Source organism: Pseudoduganella namucuonensis, assembly GCF_900116645.1.
In the GTDB taxonomy this organism is placed as follows: Bacteria; Pseudomonadota; Gammaproteobacteria; order Burkholderiales; family Burkholderiaceae_D; genus Rugamonas; species Rugamonas namucuonensis.
Window position 1 is genome coordinate 89,640 of record NZ_FPBO01000022.1, and the last position, 17,172, is coordinate 106,811.

At 66.2% G+C, this 17,172-nt stretch carries 15 protein-coding genes and 1 pseudogene; 13 read left to right on the forward strand and 3 right to left on the reverse strand.

The window, feature by feature from the left end; translation table 11 throughout:
* Window position 1 precedes the first annotated feature (1 nt).
* Window positions 2-601, forward strand: coding sequence for a transglutaminase-like domain-containing protein (locus BM436_RS21625; protein ID WP_093557611.1), 600 nt, complete (start codon window positions 2-4; stop codon window positions 599-601).
* Between the two features lie 48 nt (window positions 602-649).
* Window positions 650-853, forward strand: coding sequence for a SlyX family protein (locus BM436_RS21630; RefSeq protein ID WP_093557612.1), 204 nt, complete (start codon window positions 650-652; stop codon window positions 851-853).
* Window positions 854-934: 81 nt separating this feature from the next.
* Here BM436_RS21630 and BM436_RS21635 read toward each other — a convergent pair whose 3' ends face one another.
* Window positions 935-2,224: a GMC family oxidoreductase N-terminal domain-containing protein gene (locus BM436_RS21635; RefSeq protein ID WP_093557613.1), complete on the reverse strand. Its 1,290-nt coding sequence runs from the start codon at window positions 2,222-2,224 to the stop codon at window positions 935-937.
* A gap of 102 nt (window positions 2,225-2,326) precedes the next feature.
* Here BM436_RS21635 and BM436_RS21640 point away from each other — a divergent pair, with 102 nt between their 5' ends.
* The gene (locus BM436_RS21640; protein ID WP_093557614.1) at window positions 2,327-2,632 is read left to right on the forward strand and encodes a hypothetical protein; all 306 of its coding nucleotides are present in this window, start codon (window positions 2,327-2,329) and stop codon (window positions 2,630-2,632) included.
* A gap of 25 nt (window positions 2,633-2,657) precedes the next feature.
* A complete protein-coding gene (locus BM436_RS21645) occupies window positions 2,658-2,990 on the forward strand; it encodes a prevent-host-death protein (RefSeq protein ID WP_177307408.1) in 333 nt (110 codons plus the stop codon).
* Window positions 2,991-3,029: 39 nt separating this feature from the next.
* Here the strand turns inward: BM436_RS21645 and BM436_RS21650 are convergent, their stop codons facing one another.
* Window positions 3,030-3,830 carry a M48 family metalloprotease gene (locus BM436_RS21650; protein ID WP_093557615.1) on the reverse strand — a complete coding sequence of 267 codons (801 nt, stop codon included), beginning with the start codon at window positions 3,828-3,830 and terminating at the stop codon, window positions 3,030-3,032.
* A gap of 208 nt (window positions 3,831-4,038) precedes the next feature.
* On the opposite strand from BM436_RS21650, the gene BM436_RS21655 reads away from it, so the two are divergent.
* The 5 genes and pseudogenes from BM436_RS21655 (at window position 4,039) to BM436_RS21675 (ending at window position 6,918) form a co-directional block, all read left to right on the forward strand.
* Window positions 4,039-4,614 carry a TMEM175 family protein gene (locus BM436_RS21655; RefSeq protein WP_093557616.1) on the forward strand — a complete coding sequence of 192 codons (576 nt, stop codon included), beginning with the start codon at window positions 4,039-4,041 and terminating at the stop codon, window positions 4,612-4,614.
* 266 nt (window positions 4,615-4,880) lie between these two features.
* Complete coding sequence (locus BM436_RS21660) at window positions 4,881-5,540, forward strand: RNA-guided endonuclease InsQ/TnpB family protein (RefSeq protein WP_177307410.1); 660 nt, start codon at window positions 4,881-4,883, stop codon at window positions 5,538-5,540.
* Window positions 5,486-5,845: pseudogene (locus BM436_RS21665) on the forward strand (M3 family metallopeptidase); the annotation flags it as partial. The gene BM436_RS21660 and the pseudogene BM436_RS21665, both read left to right, overlap by 55 nt.
* A gap of 88 nt (window positions 5,846-5,933) precedes the next feature.
* Entirely contained in the window at window positions 5,934-6,566 is a 633-nt protein-coding gene (locus BM436_RS21670) for a hypothetical protein (RefSeq protein ID WP_093557618.1), read from the forward strand.
* A gap of 70 nt (window positions 6,567-6,636) precedes the next feature.
* On the forward strand, window positions 6,637-6,918 hold the full coding sequence (locus BM436_RS21675) for a DUF4404 family protein (RefSeq protein WP_093557619.1): 282 nt from the start codon (window positions 6,637-6,639) through the stop codon (window positions 6,916-6,918).
* 72 nt (window positions 6,919-6,990) lie between these two features.
* On the opposite strand, the gene BM436_RS21680 is transcribed toward BM436_RS21675, so the two are convergent.
* Window positions 6,991-7,503, reverse strand: a complete 513-nt coding sequence (locus BM436_RS21680) for a DUF1269 domain-containing protein (RefSeq protein WP_177307412.1) — start codon at window positions 7,501-7,503, stop codon at window positions 6,991-6,993.
* 180 nt (window positions 7,504-7,683) lie between these two features.
* On the opposite strand from BM436_RS21680, the gene BM436_RS21685 reads away from it, so the two are divergent.
* The 4 genes from BM436_RS21685 to BM436_RS21700 all read left to right on the forward strand — a co-directional run bounded on the left by BM436_RS21685 (window position 7,684) and on the right by BM436_RS21700 (window position 17,068).
* The gene (locus BM436_RS21685; protein WP_093557620.1) at window positions 7,684-10,053 is read left to right on the forward strand and encodes a YgiQ family radical SAM protein; all 2,370 of its coding nucleotides are present in this window, start codon (window positions 7,684-7,686) and stop codon (window positions 10,051-10,053) included.
* 179 nt (window positions 10,054-10,232) lie between these two features.
* Entirely contained in the window at window positions 10,233-11,633 is a 1,401-nt protein-coding gene (locus BM436_RS21690) for an Ig-like domain-containing protein (protein WP_093557621.1), read from the forward strand.
* A gap of 8 nt (window positions 11,634-11,641) precedes the next feature.
* Window positions 11,642-14,452, forward strand: a complete 2,811-nt coding sequence (locus tag BM436_RS21695) for an EAL domain-containing protein (RefSeq protein ID WP_093557622.1) — start codon at window positions 11,642-11,644, stop codon at window positions 14,450-14,452.
* Window positions 14,453-14,533: 81 nt separating this feature from the next.
* Complete coding sequence (locus BM436_RS21700) at window positions 14,534-17,068, forward strand: chemotaxis protein CheW (RefSeq protein ID WP_093557623.1); 2,535 nt, start codon at window positions 14,534-14,536, stop codon at window positions 17,066-17,068.
* Window positions 17,069-17,172 lie beyond the last annotated feature (104 nt).

Genomic DNA, 17,172 nt, shown 5'->3' on the forward strand with positions numbered 1-17,172 from the left:
CATGTTAATCAAAGATTACCTCGCCTTCAGTACCTGGATAGACGGCGACCAGCCGAATGTGGCGCGCAAGGCGGCCGAACTGGCGGCGGGCGCCAAGACGGACGCCGAAATCGCCGCCCGCTGCTTCGAGTTTGTCCGCGACGAGATCAAACACAGTTGGGACCACAAGCTCAATCCCGTGACTTGCCGCGCGTCGGACGTTCTGCATCACGGCACCGGCTATTGCTACGCCAAAAGCCATTTGTTGGCCGCTTTATTAAGGGCGAACCGCATTCCGGCCGGCTTGTGCTATCAGCGTTTGGCGGTCGGCACGGAAGGACCGCCATTTTGCCTGCATGGCTTGAATGCGGTGTTTCTCGAGCAATACGGCTGGTATCGCATCGACGCGCGCGGCAATAAACCCGGTGTCGATGCGCAATTCACCCCGCCGCGCGAGCAATTGGCTTTTCCCGTACTGGCGCCGCAGGAACGCGATCTGCCCGAGATTTGGGCCGAGCCGTTGCCGGTGGTGCTGGATGCGCTGATGAACCATGCATCCGTACTGGCGGTGGCGGAAAACCTGCCGGACGTGGAATTGCTGCCTTCTGTCAGGCTGCGTTAAAAATCTTCCCGGCGGGAGTACAATGCCCGCTTTCCCGCAGGAGCATATATGAACACCGAAGACCGTTTCGTCGATATCGAAATCAAAGTGGCCCACCAGGAGGATATGGTGGAATCCCTGAACCAGCGCATCTACGAGCAGCAAAAACAGATCGATAAACTGGAGGCGATGATTTCCGCCCTGGCCCAACATATCCGTGAAAACCCGCAGGGCGGCCAGGGCGCGCTGAACGAACGGCCGCCGCACTACTGACGCATGCCACACTCAGGCATGATCGCGCCAGAATATGGCACGATGTGCAAGAGTTTTCCCTGTGAGGGATTGAAAAGGGCTTCAGGAACGGGTGATGTGCATGCCCAGGCGCTTGCCCAGGCATAACAGGGTGAGCGATGGCGGCAATCCCCAGGGTTGGGGAATGACGGAGGCGTCGCAAACATAAAGCCCGGGCGTTGGCGTCATCAAATTCTTATCCACGCCGTCGTTGATGCGTATGCCGCCGCCGGGGTGGGCGGCGAAATGCCAGCTCTTGAATATATGGCGCGCGCCCGCCTCGGCCAATATGGATCTGGCTATCGCCACGCCCTTGCGGAACTTGAGTTTATCGGTTTCCCGCAGTGTTTTATCCGCCCAGCGCGGGCCGGTTCCGCCGCCGATTTCATCGCGTATTTTCACCATGATGCTCAGCGTTTTATGATGCGCGAAAAGGCGGTCGAATCTCCCGACCTGCATGGCGAAGGCTTGGTACATCGGTTTTGGCAGGGTTAAATCAGCCAATGCGATGCCATCGGCATGCATATTCAATCCGGCGGCCATCGGCACTTCGGCACCGCCATTGATATCGTCCACCGATCCCATGACCGCCACGACGGGATCGCTAAAGAATGGCACCGATCTCGGCCCCAATCCGGATTGATAAAGAAGGCGCGGACTGCCCAATCCGCCGCCAGCCAGAATGACATTATTGGCGCGGATGGTTTGCAAACGGCCCCCGGCGAAGAACTCGATTCCGGCGGCGCGTCCGTTTTCCAAAATAACGCGCGTTGCCCGTGCCTCATCCATTAAATGCGCGCCTTGCAGACAAGCCTCGTCGATGAAATCCCGCGCCGTCCATTTCGCGCCAAAGGGACAGCCATAAACGCAACGCCAGCAACCGGTCCGGCATATTTGAGGGCGTATCATTTTATCCAGCTTATGCCAATCCAGGCCGACCGCCAAAGCGGATCGCATAATCCTGGCGGCCATGGGTCCGATTAAAGCGTCGGGCAGGGGAGCCATGGGCAATTCCGCGCGCAGCGATTCCAGCGCCGGCGCGAGATCGACGCCATACGCCGCGAACATTTCCAATGGCGGCGGCGCTGCGGTCGCGAAATTAATGGTCGAACTGCCGCCGGCGGTAATGCCGCGCACCAGCAGGGACGCGTCGCGATGGATAAAAGCGCCCTTGCCGGGAACCGCCGCGATGGCGGCCATTTGCTTGAGCGTGCCGGCGACCGGCGCCGCGCTGCCCTGTTCGAGCACGAGTACGCTCAGCGACCGCCGCGCCAATTCCCGCGCCACGCTCGCACCGCCCGGCCCGCTGCCGACCACGATGGCGTCGTAAGATGAACGTAGGGGCGAATGCATGGCGGTGTGGGGATAGGGGGAGAGCCGATGCTATCACGGTGTGCCGATGGTCGGCCCACAGCTGTTAAAATTGCCAGGATGTAAATTCCAGAGGAACGCTACATGAAACGTTATGTCTTGGCTCTGGTCTCATATTTGTTGCTGGCGACGTCCGCCCACGCCGCCGACGGCACCCAGCCTAGTGTGGACGGCATGGCGAAATGGAAGAAGGAAACGCTCTCCAGGTACGAGGAGGTGATCTATCTGGAAACGGATGGCAAGCCGCTCACCGGAGCCATGTTCAACCAGCGCATCGTGAACGACAAGCCCGCTTTTCGCATGACCACGGAGTCGACTACGCCGAAGAAGATTGTCATCCGGATATTGAGCGACGCGGAAACGAAGCAGGGGCAAACCGCTGAGAAGTAGTGTCCACGGCGGCGCAAAGGGAACAATGATGAAAAATGTTCGCATCCATCCTTTGATTCCAACGTTGCCGGGGCTTGCCGAGCGGAACCCGCAGAAGGGCGAAACAGCTGCCAGTTTCACCGCGCAGGCGATCCGCGAAGATATGGAGCACCGCCAGGAGTGGAGCGAATTTGTCGCCCGGGGCATTGCTTCCCGCGATGAAGCAAAACGCACCGGCATCTATGTCGCGCCCGATGCCGTGATCGGGCGCCTTGGGCGGATGCTGGCCCGGATCAAGGCGAATCGGACCCGGTTGACTCCGCAAGTCGAGCATGCTGGCGAATTCACGCGCCAAGGTCGTGACTCCGACCGCTATTGATGCGCTGCATTGACACAGGCTGGGCCCTCGGCATTTCCATTACCCGTCTTTATCGATACGGGACTGCATGCGCTGCGCGCGATCCGGCGACGAGGGATGCGAACTGAACATGCTGCGTCCAGCACCGTCCAGCTTCGCCAGCTTCTGGAAGACCGTCACCAGTCCCGTCCGCGACAATTTTTCCTTGTGCAGGATGCCGTAGGACTGGTCGTCCGCGTCCGTTTCCTGCGACTGGGAAAACTGCGCTTCGATGAATTTGTGCCCCAGATCCCCCAGATCTGACTGGCTCAACGTCGCGGCGGTGGTGCTGACGGCGCCGGCGGCGCCGCGCGCCGCCTGCAAGCTATAGGCCGTTTGCATGGACTTCTTGGAATGGCCCAGCAACACGTGCCCGATTTCATGTCCGACCACGGCGCGCACCTCGTCGTCGTTCATCATGTCCATCAAGCCGGCGAAGACACGGATACAGCCGTTGTCCATCGCGAACGCATTGACCTCGGACACCAGATAAACCTTGGCATCCAGCTTCTTGCCATTGAACTTGCTCATATTCAGTGGCTTCAACGCCGCCTCCAGGCGTTTCGCGTACTTGCTGCCCGGCGCGGCGACTTTGTTCGTGCGATCGAGCGCGGCGCAGGATTTGTCCGCCAAATCGACCACCTCCGCGTCGCTCAAGGTGGCGGCCTTGATCGCCAGGCCGGCCGAATTGGCGAGCCCACCCAAATCGATGGCGCCCGCCAAGGGACAGGCAAGCGTCGAGAACGCGAGCGCTCCGCCCGCGAACAGCTTGGGCAATGATTTGACCGGACTTTCCGGCAAGGACGAATGAATGAATCCCATGGTTTGGCTCCCCAAAAAGTGGCTACCCCGCACCCTGCGGGGCAGGCGATGTGTTTCCGCAAGGAAATCGTAGCGATATTCGTCGCTTCGACCTTAAGGAAGATCATCAACCCATCCTTGTTTCCCGTTTTTTCCCGCAGGCCGGGCCAAGGTTGTCGCCCGGTGTGATTTGGAACACAATGCGTTTTCATTGTTTCCGGGAGGTTTTGTGGGGAAAAACAGGCTCGAGGCCTTCAGCGACGGCGTCATCGCCATCATCATCACGATCATGGTGCTGGAGTTAAAGGTGCCGCACGGCGCCGATTGGGACACGCTGGTGCCGCTGGCGCCCGTGTTCCTCAGCTACGTGCTGAGCTTCATCTACACGGGCATCTACTGGAACAACCACCACCACCTGCTCCACGCCGCCGCCAAGGTCAACGGGCCCGTGCTGTGGGCCAATCTGCACCTGCTGTTCTGGCTGTCGCTGATACCGTTTGTCACCGGCTGGATGGGCGAAAACCACTTTGGCGCGCTGCCGGTCGCCATGTACGGCGTGGTGCTGGCCATGAGCGCGCTGGCCTACCTGCTGCTGGAACACCTGCTGGTGCGCCTGCACGGCAACGAGTCCGCGCTGGCGCAGGCGGTGGGACGCGAGCGCAAGGAATGGCTGTCGATCGCCCTGTACGCGCTGGGAATCGGGCTGTCCTTCGTCCACCCCATGCTGGGCGTGGGTCTGTACGCGGCCGTCGCCGTGCTCTGGTTCCTGCCGGACCGCCGCATCGAGGCCAAGCTGGCGCACTGAGCTGATTGCGCCGCGGCATCGAATGCGGATGACGCGGCAAATGTCCTGATATCATCCTTGGCTTCCCATGCTGCCCCAAAACGCAGTGTGCTTATGTCTTGCCTGCCTTTGTTGCGAAAGCACCGGCTTTCAGGCCGGTGATGGATAAAACGGGTTGCGAAGCAATCCAACTCCGCAGTGACGATTTCGCTTTTTTTCTCCCGGAGTCCGCGACGTTTTTCTCAACGGTTGGTCTAATGAGATATAGGCGCTCTTGGAGAACCGTCATGAAGCGGCTTCAGGCATTTCGATTCGAACTCCGCCCGAACTTCGAGCAGCAGCGTTCGATGCGTCGATTCGCGGGAGCTTGCCGGTTCGTGTACAACAAGGCGCTGTCGCTTCAACAGACGCGCCATGCGGAAGGCGCAAAGCATTTGTCGTACGCAGGCATGTGCGCCGCATTAATGGAATGGAAGGCGCAGCCCGAGACGGACTGGCTGCGCGAAACGCACTCGCAGGTGTTGCAGCAGTCGCTCAAGAACCTCGACCATGCCTACGTGAATTTCTTCGCCCGCCGGGCCGGCTTCCCCCGTTTCAAGCGCCGCGGCCGGCACGACGGTTTTCGTTATCCCCAGGGATGCAAGCTGGAGCAGCATAGCGACCGCATCTACCTTCCCCGGCTGGGCTGGTGCCGCTATCGCAACAGCCGGGTGGTCTCGGGCGAGATCAAGAACGTCACCGTGAGCCTGTCCGGCGCCGCCTGGTTTGTCAGCATTCAGACCGAACGTGAAGTCGCCGATACTGTGCCCCTGCCCGGTGGCGCCGTGGTCGGAATCGATCTGGGTATCGCGCGCTTCGCCACCATGAGCGATGGCCACCACGTCGAACCGCGCTGGGCGCGTCGCAGATCCCGTCCGACGTGCTGGCCTTCGAGGCCGCCGCGCTGAGGGACGCCGGCGTCGATTTCGCCCCGGTGCCGCCGCGCTACCGCAGCACCTACTTCTCGCACGTGTTCGCCGGCGGCTACTCGGCCGGCTACTACGGCTATCTGTGGAGCGAGAAGCTGGACGCCGACACCGTCAACTGGTTCGAGGAAAACGGCGGCATGCTGCGCAAGAACGGCGACCACTTCCGCAAGGCGCTGCTGTCCAAGGGCGGCACCATGGACGCGATGCAAATGTACCGCGCCTTCCGCGGCCGCGACGCCAGGATCGAGCCGCTGCTGGAACGCCGCGGCCTGACGGAGAAGTAAGCCGCGCGATGAAACCGCACTTCAAGGTGCGGTTTTTTTTCGGCGGTACGGTAAGATAGCCCATCCTCAAGCACGCAAGGAGTTGGGAATGAAGCAACTAGCTGACAAACTGGCCCAGGTGATGGACCAGCTGGACAACGTGGACCAGGACGCCTTCATGGCGCTGATGGCGGACGCGCTGGAACCGTATCCCGAACTGGGATGGGAACTGGGGCCGGACCCCGAGGACGGCGACCTGATGCGCCTGAGCCTGGTGGTGCGCGACGCGCCCGCCTTCCGCGACGAGGCGGCCACCACGGAGGCCTTCCCGGTCGAGGGCGAGGGCTGGCGCATCGACCTCGGCGTGCCGCCGCGCGACGCGGAGATCTACCTGGAGGCGCAGGTGGGCGAGGGCGAGGACGCGGCCGTGCTGGAGATCGAGGGCGAGCAGCTGGGCTGGCAGATGCGCGGCGCCGACGGCGTGGTCGACCTGGTGGTGGGCATCCCGGCCGGGCCGCTGCGCCGGCTGGGCACCGAGGAGCGCGAGGAGCTGGCCGACATCTTCGTCATGGGCGAGCTGGGCGAGATCAACCTGCTGGACTACGTCAATTCCGTCAGCGTCGAGGACATCGAGGCGCTGTCGGAGGAGTGGCCGTCGCTCACCACGCTGCGCCGCGCCTTCGTGGCCCGCTACCCCGATTGCGCCTACGCGGAGTGGATGCGGTGGTCGCGGGAAGAGTGACCGCATGCGTAGCTTGGGGCCGCGATTCGGTGTATAAGAATACTATGGCGACTACTTTGGGGACGGGGACATGGATAACAATCTGAAGGCATCGTTGAAGACGCTGCACGCCAAACTGGCCACTTCGCCGGGGCCGATCGACGAGGAATTGCAGGACCTGCTGCTGCAGCTCGATGGCGACATCCGCCAGCTGCTGGAGCAGCGCGCCAGCGACGACGACGGGGAGGACACCACCACCTACGGCCTGGCCGAACGGACGCAGGAAATCTCGGCCAAGTTCGCCGTCAAGCATCCCACGCTGGAGCCGGCGCTGCGCGAGCTGGGCTCCATCCTCGCCAACATGGGGATCTGAAAAAAAACCGGAGCCGCGAGGGCTCCGGTTTCGGTATCAGAGCCCGGGACCGGCAGTCCCGGGCGGCCGGCGTTACGGAAACGCCAGCGCGGGCGGTTCGATACCGCCAAAGCTGATTTCGGGATGACGCTTGGCGATCATCTCCTCGATTTCGACCACGCGCCTCGGCGGCACGTCGACGATCAATAGCACTTGTCCCTCCGCGATGCGCGGCGCGAACTGTTCCAGCTTGGTGTTCGGGATGGCGGCCGCGTTCATGCCGGAGGCCCAGCCGCCGAACAGCGCGCCGCCCAGCGCCACCGCGAGGATGGTGGCCGTGCGCAGGGTCCAGCCGTCGGGCGGGAACATGGTCAGCAGGATGGCCGCGCCCAGGCCGACGATGCCGCCGATGACCATGCCGAGCTGGGCGCCGTGCACCAGGTCGGTTCGCTGCAGGAAGCTGCAGTCGGGCATGTCGTCGGGCAGCGTGCCCTCCCTGGCCATGAATTTGATGTGGCGTTCTTCGATGCGGGCCAGCAGCAATTCGTCGAGCATGGCGCGGGCACTGGGGATGTCGGGAAGCATGTAGTAGAGGCGGCGGCGCATGGCAAATCTCCTTGTGGGGTCTTCTCGTTATAGCAAAATTGACAGCAAAGGCAATGGTATTGCCTACATTTTTTGACAGGTCGTCATGATTGTCCGTATCTCACAAGTTATTGAAATTTAAAAAGAAATTCCAATTGATATAGACTATCGAATGCGCGTTGCCGGTGCATTTCCGGTACAATGGCGGCCATGACCCCCACCAATCTGTTTGCGACCGTCCCCAAGCGGTCTGCCCGCGCTCCCGCCGCGCCTTTCCTGCCCATGACCCGCGCTGAAATGGACGCGCTGGGATGGGACGTCTGCGACGTCATCCTCGTGACGGGAGACGCCTATATCGACCACCCCAGCTTCGGCATGGCCCTGGTCGGCCGCCTGCTCGAGGCGCAGGGCTACAAGGTCGGCATCATCAGCCAGCCCGACTGGCACTCGGCCGACGCCTTCCGCGCGCTCGGCAAGCCGCGCCTGTACTTCGGCATCACCGCCGGCAACATGGACTCCATGGTCAACCGCTACACGGCCGACCGCAAGATCCGCTCCGACGACGCCTACACGCCGAACGGCGAGCCGAACAAGCGCCCCGACCGCGCCGTCACCGTGTACGCGCAGCGCGCCCGCGAGGCCTTCCCGGACGCCGCCGTCATCATCGGCAGCATCGAGGCCTCGCTGCGCCGCATCGCCCACTACGACTACTGGTCGGACAAGGTGCGCCGCTCCGTGCTGCCGGACTCCAAGGCCGACATGCTCATCTTCGGCAACGCCGAGCGCGCGCTGGTGGACCTGACCCACCGCATGAACGCGGGCGAGGACATCAAGGACATCAAGGACCTGCGCGGCACCGCCTTCATGGTGCCGGCCGGCTGGCTGCCCGGCCCGGACTGGGGCGAGCAGGGCTCGGCCCGCGTGGACGTGCCCGGCAATGTCGACGCCCATCCGGACCCCTACGCCATGGCCCAGGAGGACAAGAGCGCCTGCGCCACCGACAACGCCGCCAAGGCCCCGGAAGTCATCAAGCCGATCCGCATCATGACGCGCGAGGAGCGCCAGCAGCTGGCGCGCGAGCAGCACATGCGCACCGTGGTGCGCCTGCCGGCCTACGAGACCGTCAAGGACGACCCGGTGATGTACGCGCACGCCTCGCGCGTGTTCCACCTGGAATCGAATCCCGGCAACGCGCGCGCGCTGGTGCAGGGCCACGGCGAGCGCGACGTGTGGATCAACCCGCCGCCGCTGCCGCTGGCCATGGACGAGATGGACGGCGTGTACGACATGAACTACGCGCGCGCCCCGCACCCGAGCTACGGCAAGGCCCACATCCCGGCCTGGGAAATGATCCGTTTTTCCGTCAACATCATGCGCGGCTGCTTCGGCGGCTGCACCTTCTGCTCGATCACCGAGCACGAGGGCCGCATCATCCAGAGCCGCTCCGAGCCGTCCATCCTGCGCGAGATCGAGCACATCCGCGACAAGACCAAGGGCTTCACCGGCACCATCTCGGACCTGGGCGGCCCCACGGCGAACATGTACCGCCTGGCCTGCAAGGACAAGAAGATCGAGGAATCGTGCCGCCGCCTGTCGTGCGTCTACCCGTCCATCTGCGTCAACCTGGGCACCGACCACGGCAAGCTGATCTCGCTGTACCGCAAGGCGCGCGCGATCCCCGGCGTGAAGAAGATCCTGATCAGCTCCGGCCTGCGCTACGACCTGGCCGTGCGCTCGCCCGAGTACGTCAAGGAACTGGTGACCCACCACGTGGGCGGCCTGCTGAAGATCGCGCCGGAGCACACCGAGTCCAACGTGCTGAGCAAGATGATGAAGCCGGGCATCGGCGCCTACGACGAGTTCAAGGCCATGTTCGACAAGTTCTCGGTGGAGGCGGGCAAGAAGCAGTACCTGATCCCCTATTTCATCGCGGCCCACCCCGGCACCACCGACGAGGACATGCTGAACCTGGCGCTGTGGCTGAAGAAGAACAACTTCAAGCTGGACCAGGTGCAGACCTTCATGCCGACCCCGATGGCGATGGCGACCACCATGTACCACTCGCGCCGCAACCCGCTCAAGCGCGTCAGCCAGGACTCGGAGGTGGTCGAGACCGCCCGCAGCGGCAAGGTGCGCAAGGCGCACAAGGCCTTCCTGCGCTATTACGACCCGGAGAACTGGCCCATCCTGCGCGAGGCGCTGGTGAAAATGGGCCGTGGCGACCTGATCGGCAACGGCGAGAAGCACCTGATCCCGGCCTGGACGCCCGGCGAGGAAAACCTGAAGGCCGCGCCCGAGGGCAAGCGCGCCATGCCGACCCTGGCGCCGGGCGCCAGGTCCGGTCCCGGTCCCAAGCCGGCGCCGGGCGCGGCGGGCGGACGGCACGCGGCGGGCCGCGCGGCGGTGCCGGCGGCCGTGGCGCGCGGCGGCCGCGCCAACGCGCTGACCGGTTCCCTGACCGCGCGCGAAAGCGTGGACACCAAGGCGCGCGCCTCCATCCTCGATACTATCAAGGTGAAAGCCAAGCCGGCGGCCCCGGCGGGCAAGGGCGCGCCGCGCGGCCGCAAGTAGGCCGGGCGCCCCGCGCGACTCCGCACCCCCACGACAGCCGGCCACGCCGGCTGTTGTTTTCTGCCCTCATTTTTCATAAATGCATGGATAATTCGTCCCAGCTCCCCTGATCGCGCGGGCTTGGTTGCGGCTACACTGGCTGCTCTGGCCACCGCGGTCCAGATCACAACTGGATGAATATGAAAATTGCACTGAACCTGAACACCATGCTGCTGGCGCCCGTGCTGGCGCTGCTGGCCGCCTGCGGCGGCGGCGGCGATGGCGACAGCACCTCCACGCCGACCACCCCGACCACCCCCGCCGCGGCCACCCTGCAGTCGATCGTCGTCACGCCGGCCAACCCCACCGTCACCGTCGGCCTCACGCAGCAGATGGTCGCCACCGGCACCTATTCGGACGGCAAAACCAGCGCCATCAGCACCGGCATCACGTGGAGCGCCAAGGGCACGAACATCACCGTCATCTCCGGCACCGGCCTGGTGACCGGCAAGGCGCCGGGCGCCGACACCGTGACCGCCACCGTCGGCACCGTCACGGCCAGCACCGACATCACCGTCAAGGCCCCGTGGGCCGTGGTGGCCGCCGGCGGCAACCACACGCTGTCCCGCCACGCGGACGGCAACCTGTATTCCTGGGGCTGGAACCGCCAGGGCCAGCTGGGCGACGGCACCACCATCGACCACGGCAAGCCGGCGGTCGTCGCGGGCGGCGTCACCACCTGGCGCCAAGTGGCGGGCGGCGAGCTGCACACGCTGGCGCTGCGCGCCGACGGCACGCTGTGGGCCTGGGGCTACAACCAGAACGGCCAGCTGGGCGACGGCACCACGGTCGACAAGCCCACGCCGGTCAAGATCGGCACCGCCACCGACTGGGTCTACGTCGCCGCGGGCAAATCGCACAGCCTGGCCATCAACAAGGCCGGCGCGCTGTGGGCCTGGGGCCGCAACTTCAACGGCCAGCTGGGCGACGGCGCCAAGATCGACCGCCTGGCGCCGGTCAAGATCGGCACCGACACCTGGACCATGGTGTCGGCCGGCGCCACCCACTCGCTGGGCCGGCGCAGCGACGGCGCGCTGATGGCCTGGGGCCGCAGCGGCACCAGCGACGTGCTGGCGCCGGCCCGCATCGGCACGCTGACCTGGGCCAGCGTCTCGGCCGGCGGCACGCACTCGGCCGCGATCCGCGCCGACGGCACGCTGTGGGCCTGGGGCGACAACAGCTCCAGCCAGCTGGGCACGGTCAGCACCGCCAACGCCACCACGCCGCAGCAGGTGGGCACGGCCAGCAACTGGTCGGTGGTGGCGGCCGGCCTGGCGCACACGCTGGCGGTGCGCACCGACGGCACGCTGTGGGGCTGGGGCTCGAACAGCAACGGCCAGGTCGGCAACGGCGCCACGGTCAACGCGGCGCAGCCGGTGCAGATCGGCGACGCCACCACCTGGGTCACCGTGGGCGCTGGCCTGCAGCACGGCGTCGCGCTGCAGAAGGACAACACCATGTGGACCTGGGGCCGCAACGCGGAGGGCCAGCTGGGCAACGGCACGCTGATCGACGCCAACGCGCCGCTGAACGTTCCGTAAGCCGCGCGATGCTGCGGCGCCGGTTCCCGTCCCTGCCCCTGCTTGCAGTGCTGCGCCGCCTGCTGTGCTGCGCGCTGCTCGGCGCGCTGCCGGCCTGGCCGGCGGCGGCCCAGGAAAAGATCGTGCTGCAGCTCAAGCACTTCCACCAGTTCCAGTTCGCCGGCTATTACGCGGCGCTGGAAAAGGGCTTCTACCGCGAGGCCGGGCTGGACGTGCGGATCGTGGAAAGCAGCGACGGCAACGAGCCCGAGCGCTCGGTGCTGGCCGGCAAGGCGCAATACGGCGTGGGCAGCAGCAGCCTGCTGCTGGCGCGCCTGGCGGGCAAGCCGCTGGTGGTGCTGGGCGTGGTGTTCCAGCACTCGCCGTACGCGCTGGCCACCGCGCAGTCCGGCTCGACGCCGGACCTGCGCGCCATCGCCGGCAAGCGCGTGATGATAGGCTCGCTGACCGACGAGCTGACCCAGGCCGACGAGATCATGGCCTACCTGAAGAAGGAGGGCATCGAGCCCTCGGCGCTGCAGCGGGTCGAGCACACCTACAACCCGGACGACCTGGTCAAGGGCAAGGTGGACGCGCAGTCGATCTTCGTCACCAACGAGCCGGACTATTTCGACCGCATCGGCTTCCCCTACGAGATCTACAGCCCGCGCAACGCGGGCATCGATTTCTACGGCGACAACCTGTTCACCAGCGAGCAGGAGATCGAGGCCCATCCGGAGCGGGTCAAGGCCTTCCGCGCCGCCAGCATGCGCGGCTGGCAGTACGCGATGAGCCACCACGAGGAGATGGCCGACCTCATCCTGAACAAATACTCGCGCCGCAACGACCGCCAGCACCTGCTGTACGAGGCGCGCGCCATGGTGGCGCTGGTGCAGCCGGTGCTGGTGGAGATCGGCTACATGAACCCGGACCGCTGGCAGCACATCGCCGATGTGTACGCCGAGCTGGGCATGCTGCCCAAGGGCGCCTCCTTCGACGGCTTCCTGTACAACATGGAGAGCGGTCCCAGCCTGGCGTGGCTGTACCGCGTGCTGGGCGCGGCGGCCATCCTGCTGGCGCTGGGCGCGGGTGTGCACTTCAGCCTGCTCACGCGCGAGCGCAGCCGTGCCGACGAGGCCATCCGCAAGGGCGAGGCGCGCTTCCGCACCATGTTCGAGGCGGCGCCCATGGGCATCGCGCTGATCGACACGCTGAGCGGCCAGTTCCGCGACGTCAACCCGCGCTTCCTGGACATCGCCGGCCGCGGCGCCGACGAGATGAAGGCCCGCGGCTGGCGCGACATCAGCCACCCGGACGACGTCGCCGCCGAGCAGGAGCAGGTGGACCGCATGGTGGCGCAGCAGCCGGGCGCGCCGCAGCACGGCTTCAAGCTGGCCAAGCGCCTGCTGCGGCCGGACGGCGGCGTGGTGTGGGTCGACGCCTCCATCACGGCGATCGACGCGGCCGGCGCCGGCCAGCCGCACCACCTGTGCATGATCGAGGACATCACCGAGAAGAAGCAGTCCGAGGCGCTGATCTGGCAGCAGGCCAACTTCGACGCCCTGACCCAGCTGCCGAACCGGCGCATGTTCCACAACCGGCTGGAGCAGGCCATCGTCAAGAGCCGCCGCGACGGCAACCGCGTCGCCATCCTGTTCATCGACCTCGACCATTTCAAGGAGGTCAACGACACGCTCGGCCACCACCAGGGCGACATCCTGCTGATCGACGCCGCCCGCCGCATCGGCGGCTGCGTGCGCGAGTCCGACACGGTGGCGCGCCTGGGCGGCGACGAGTTCACCGTGATCCTGGGCGAACTGGCCGACATCGGCCGGGTCGAGACCATCGCCCAGAACATCATCGACGCGCTGCGCGCGCCGTTCGCGCTGGGGCAGGAGCAGGCCTTCGTCTCGGCCAGCATCGGCATCACGCTGTACCCGGACGACGCCGGCTCGGTCGACGACCTGCTCAAGCACGCCGACCAGGCCATGTACGCCGCCAAGGACGCCGGGCGCAACCGCTTCAGCTATTTCACGCCGGCGCTGCAGGTGGCCGCGCTGAACCGCATGCGCCTGACCAACGACCTGCGCGGCGCCGTCAAGGGCGGCCAGCTGGAGCTGTACTTCCAGCCCATCGTGCACCTGAGGACGGGCCGCATCCACAAGGCCGAGGCGCTGATACGGTGGCGCCATCCGCTGCGCGGCCTGGTCAGTCCGCTGGAATTCGTGCCGCTGGCCGAGGCGAGCGGCCTGATCGTGGAGATCGGCGAATGGGTGTTCCAGGAATCGGCGCACTGGATCAAGCGCTGGCGGAGCGAGATCCATCCGGCGTTCCAGGTCAGCGTCAACCAGTCGCCGCTGGAGTTCCAGCGCGAGGGCGGCTACGAGCACTGGCTGCGCCTGCTGGGCGAGCTGGGCCTGCCGGGCCAGTCGATGGTGATCGAGATCACCGAGGGCCTGCTGCTGGACGCCAGCAACGCCGTCACCGACCAGCTGCTGCGGCTGCGCGACGGCGGCATCCAGGTCGCGCTGGACGACTTCGGCACCGGCTACTCGTCGCTGTCCTACCTGAAGAAGTTCGACATCGACTACCTGAAGATCGACCGCAGCTTCACCCGCAACCTGGCGCCGGACTCGTCCGACATGGCGCTGTCGGACGCCATCATCGTCATGGCCCACAAGCTGGGGCTGCGGGTGATCGCCGAGGGCGTGGAAACGCCCGAGCAGCGCGACCTGCTGGCCGCCGCCGGCTGCGACTACGGGCAGGGCTACCTGTTCGCCCGGCCCATGCCGGCGGCCGAGTTCGACGTCCTGCTGCGCGCCCGCAGCGCCGCCGCCTGACGTCGCTATCATCGGCGAAGCATCTTTGTTTTTGGTACGGATATTGCTTATTTGTTATATCTTTATCAGCCCAGCGATGCCATGGAACCAGTTCAACCGGTGCGGTCCGAAGCCTTTCTCGCTTACATGGCCGAGGTCAGGCAATGCGAGCTGTCACTGCGGGAACTGAGCCAGATGTGGCGCCTGATCGAGGCGTCGGCGATGATGAATTGCGCGCAGGAGGCGCGCCTGCTGCTGCCGGCCATGCAGGCCGCGCGCACCGGATTGACGCACCTGGAAGGGGCGCTGATCACCAATCTGGTGCGCGAGAAGGTGGCGCAGGCGCTGGCGGGCATCGGCACCAAGGCCAGGTACATGATCGACATCCTGGTGCGCAACCTGTTCGAGCGCACCGCCGACGTCGGCTTCCTGGCCACCGACAGCGAGCTGTGCCGCTTTGTCGCCGGGCTGGACACGGACCGCGCCGCGGTGCTGGAGCGGCTGGCCGAGTACCGCGCCAAATACACGGTGTACGACGAGATCCTGCTGCTCGACGCGCGCGGCCGGGTGCTGGCCCAGGCCGACCCCGCCGCGCCGCTCGAGCGCAGCGCCGACCCGCTGCTGGCCGCCACCCTGGCCAGCGCCGGCTACGTGGAGACCTTCCGCGCCAGCGACCTGCGCCCCGGCCGGCCGCGCGCGCTGATCTATTCGCACCGCATGACGCATCCGGGCAGCGGCGAGCCGATCGGCGTGCTGTGCCTGTGTTTCCATTTCGAACAGGAGATGCGCGCCGTGTTCGACACCTACCGCGACCCGGACGGCCGCGCCAACATGCTGCTGCTGGACGCCGACGACCGCGTCATCAGCAGCGCCGACCCGCACTGGATCCCGCCGGGCGTGCGGGTGCCCACCAACCCCGGGGGCTCGCCCGAACCGCTGCTGTTCGCCGGCCGCGAATACCTGGTGCGCACCGTCGGCTCCGACGGCTACCAGGGCTATCCCGGCCCGGCCGGCTGGAAGGGGCAGGTGATGATCCCCGTCGAGCTGGCCTTCCGCGAGCGGAGCGCTGAGCGGGGCGGCGCGCTGGCGCAATGCGAGCCGTCCGTGCTGCGGGGGCTGCGCTCGCACGCCGACAGCTTCAGCCCGCCCTTGCACGAGCTGATGTCGTCGGTGACGCAAGCGACCCGCACCATCGAACGCATCGTCTGGAACGGCAAGGTGGCGACCGCGGCCAACGAGGACGGCGGCAAGCTGAACACCGTGCTGGACCAGATCACCGACACCGGCGCCCGCGGCGACGCGCTGTTCTCGCAGTCCATCCAGGACCTGTACCAGACCGTGGTCTCGTCCAGCCTGCACGCCGCAGAAAGCACGGCGCAGTTGCTGGTCGACATGCTCGACCGCAACCTGTACGAGCGCGCCAACGATTGCCGCTGGTGGGCCCGCGCGGCGCAGCTGCGGCACGGCCTGGCCCGGCCCGAGCGGCCTGGCCAGGCCGCCGCCATCGGCGCCGTGCTGGCCCACATCAACGGCTTGTACACGGTGTACAGCCGCTTGTTCGTCTACGACCGCAACGGCCGCGTCGTCGCCAGCAGCGGCGCCCAGGACATCGTCGGCGAGCGCATCGCGGCCGAGACGCTGGGCCGGGTCTGCGCGCTGGGCGACGAGCAGCAGCATTATCCCGAACCCTTCGCGCCGGCCCCGTTCTACGGCGGCCGGCCGACCTTCGTCTACCACGCCGCCGTGCGCCATCCGGAGCACGAGACGCAGGTGGTGGGCGGCATCGGCATCGTGTTCGACGGCGAGCCGGAGCTGCTCAACATGCTGCGCGGCGGCGTGGCGGGGCGGCCCAATCTGCGGGCCTATTTTGTCACGCCGGCCGGCAGGGTGCTGGCCGCCACCGATCCGGACTGCCCGCCCGGGTCGCAACTGGAACTGGAGCCCGGCCTGCTGGCCGCGTGCGGCCACGGCGCCAGCCGCGTCGTCGTCCATCGCGGCCAGTACGCCATCGCCGCCGCCGCCACCGCTTCCGGCTACCGCGAATTCCGCGCCGGCGCGGCGCGCGAGGACGAGGTGATCGGGCTGGTGCTGGAATCGTTCGGCCCGGTGCGCGCCGACGCGCAGCCGGCCATGGGCGGCGCCGCCCTGCGCATCGAGCCGCGCGCGGCCGCCGTCCGCGCGGACGCCGCGCGCCCGTACGCCGGACGCCCGTACGCGACCTTCTACGTCGGCCGCGCGCTGATGGCGGTGGCCGCCGCGCACGTGCTCGAGTCCGTGCCCTGCGCGCGCATGCGCAGGACGCCCGGCGCGGCCGGCCGGCTCGGCCTGCTGGACGGCCAGCACCGGCAAACGACCTGGGTGTTCGACCTCGCCCACCTGATCAATGGCGGCGCCACGCCGCTGCGCCCCGACAGCCAGATCGTGCTGGTGCGGCGCCACGCCCACACCATCGGCCTGCTGGTGGACGAGCTGCATTCGGTGCAGCCCTTCGACGACGCGGACATGACGCCGTTGCCGCTGCAGGCGGGCGGCCACGCGCTGTCGACCCGGCTGATCAAGGCCAACGACGGCCGCCTGCTGATCCAGGAGCTGTGTCTGGACCGTTTGTTCCTGCGGCTGGGCGCCAGCGCCGCCTGAGCGCGCGCAACCCTGTTGAAGCGACAACGCGTCGCGCGCGGAACGGGGATAATAGCGGTCTCGCAAACATGGCTTGATAGTTAAAGCCAATTGAATCTATTGGA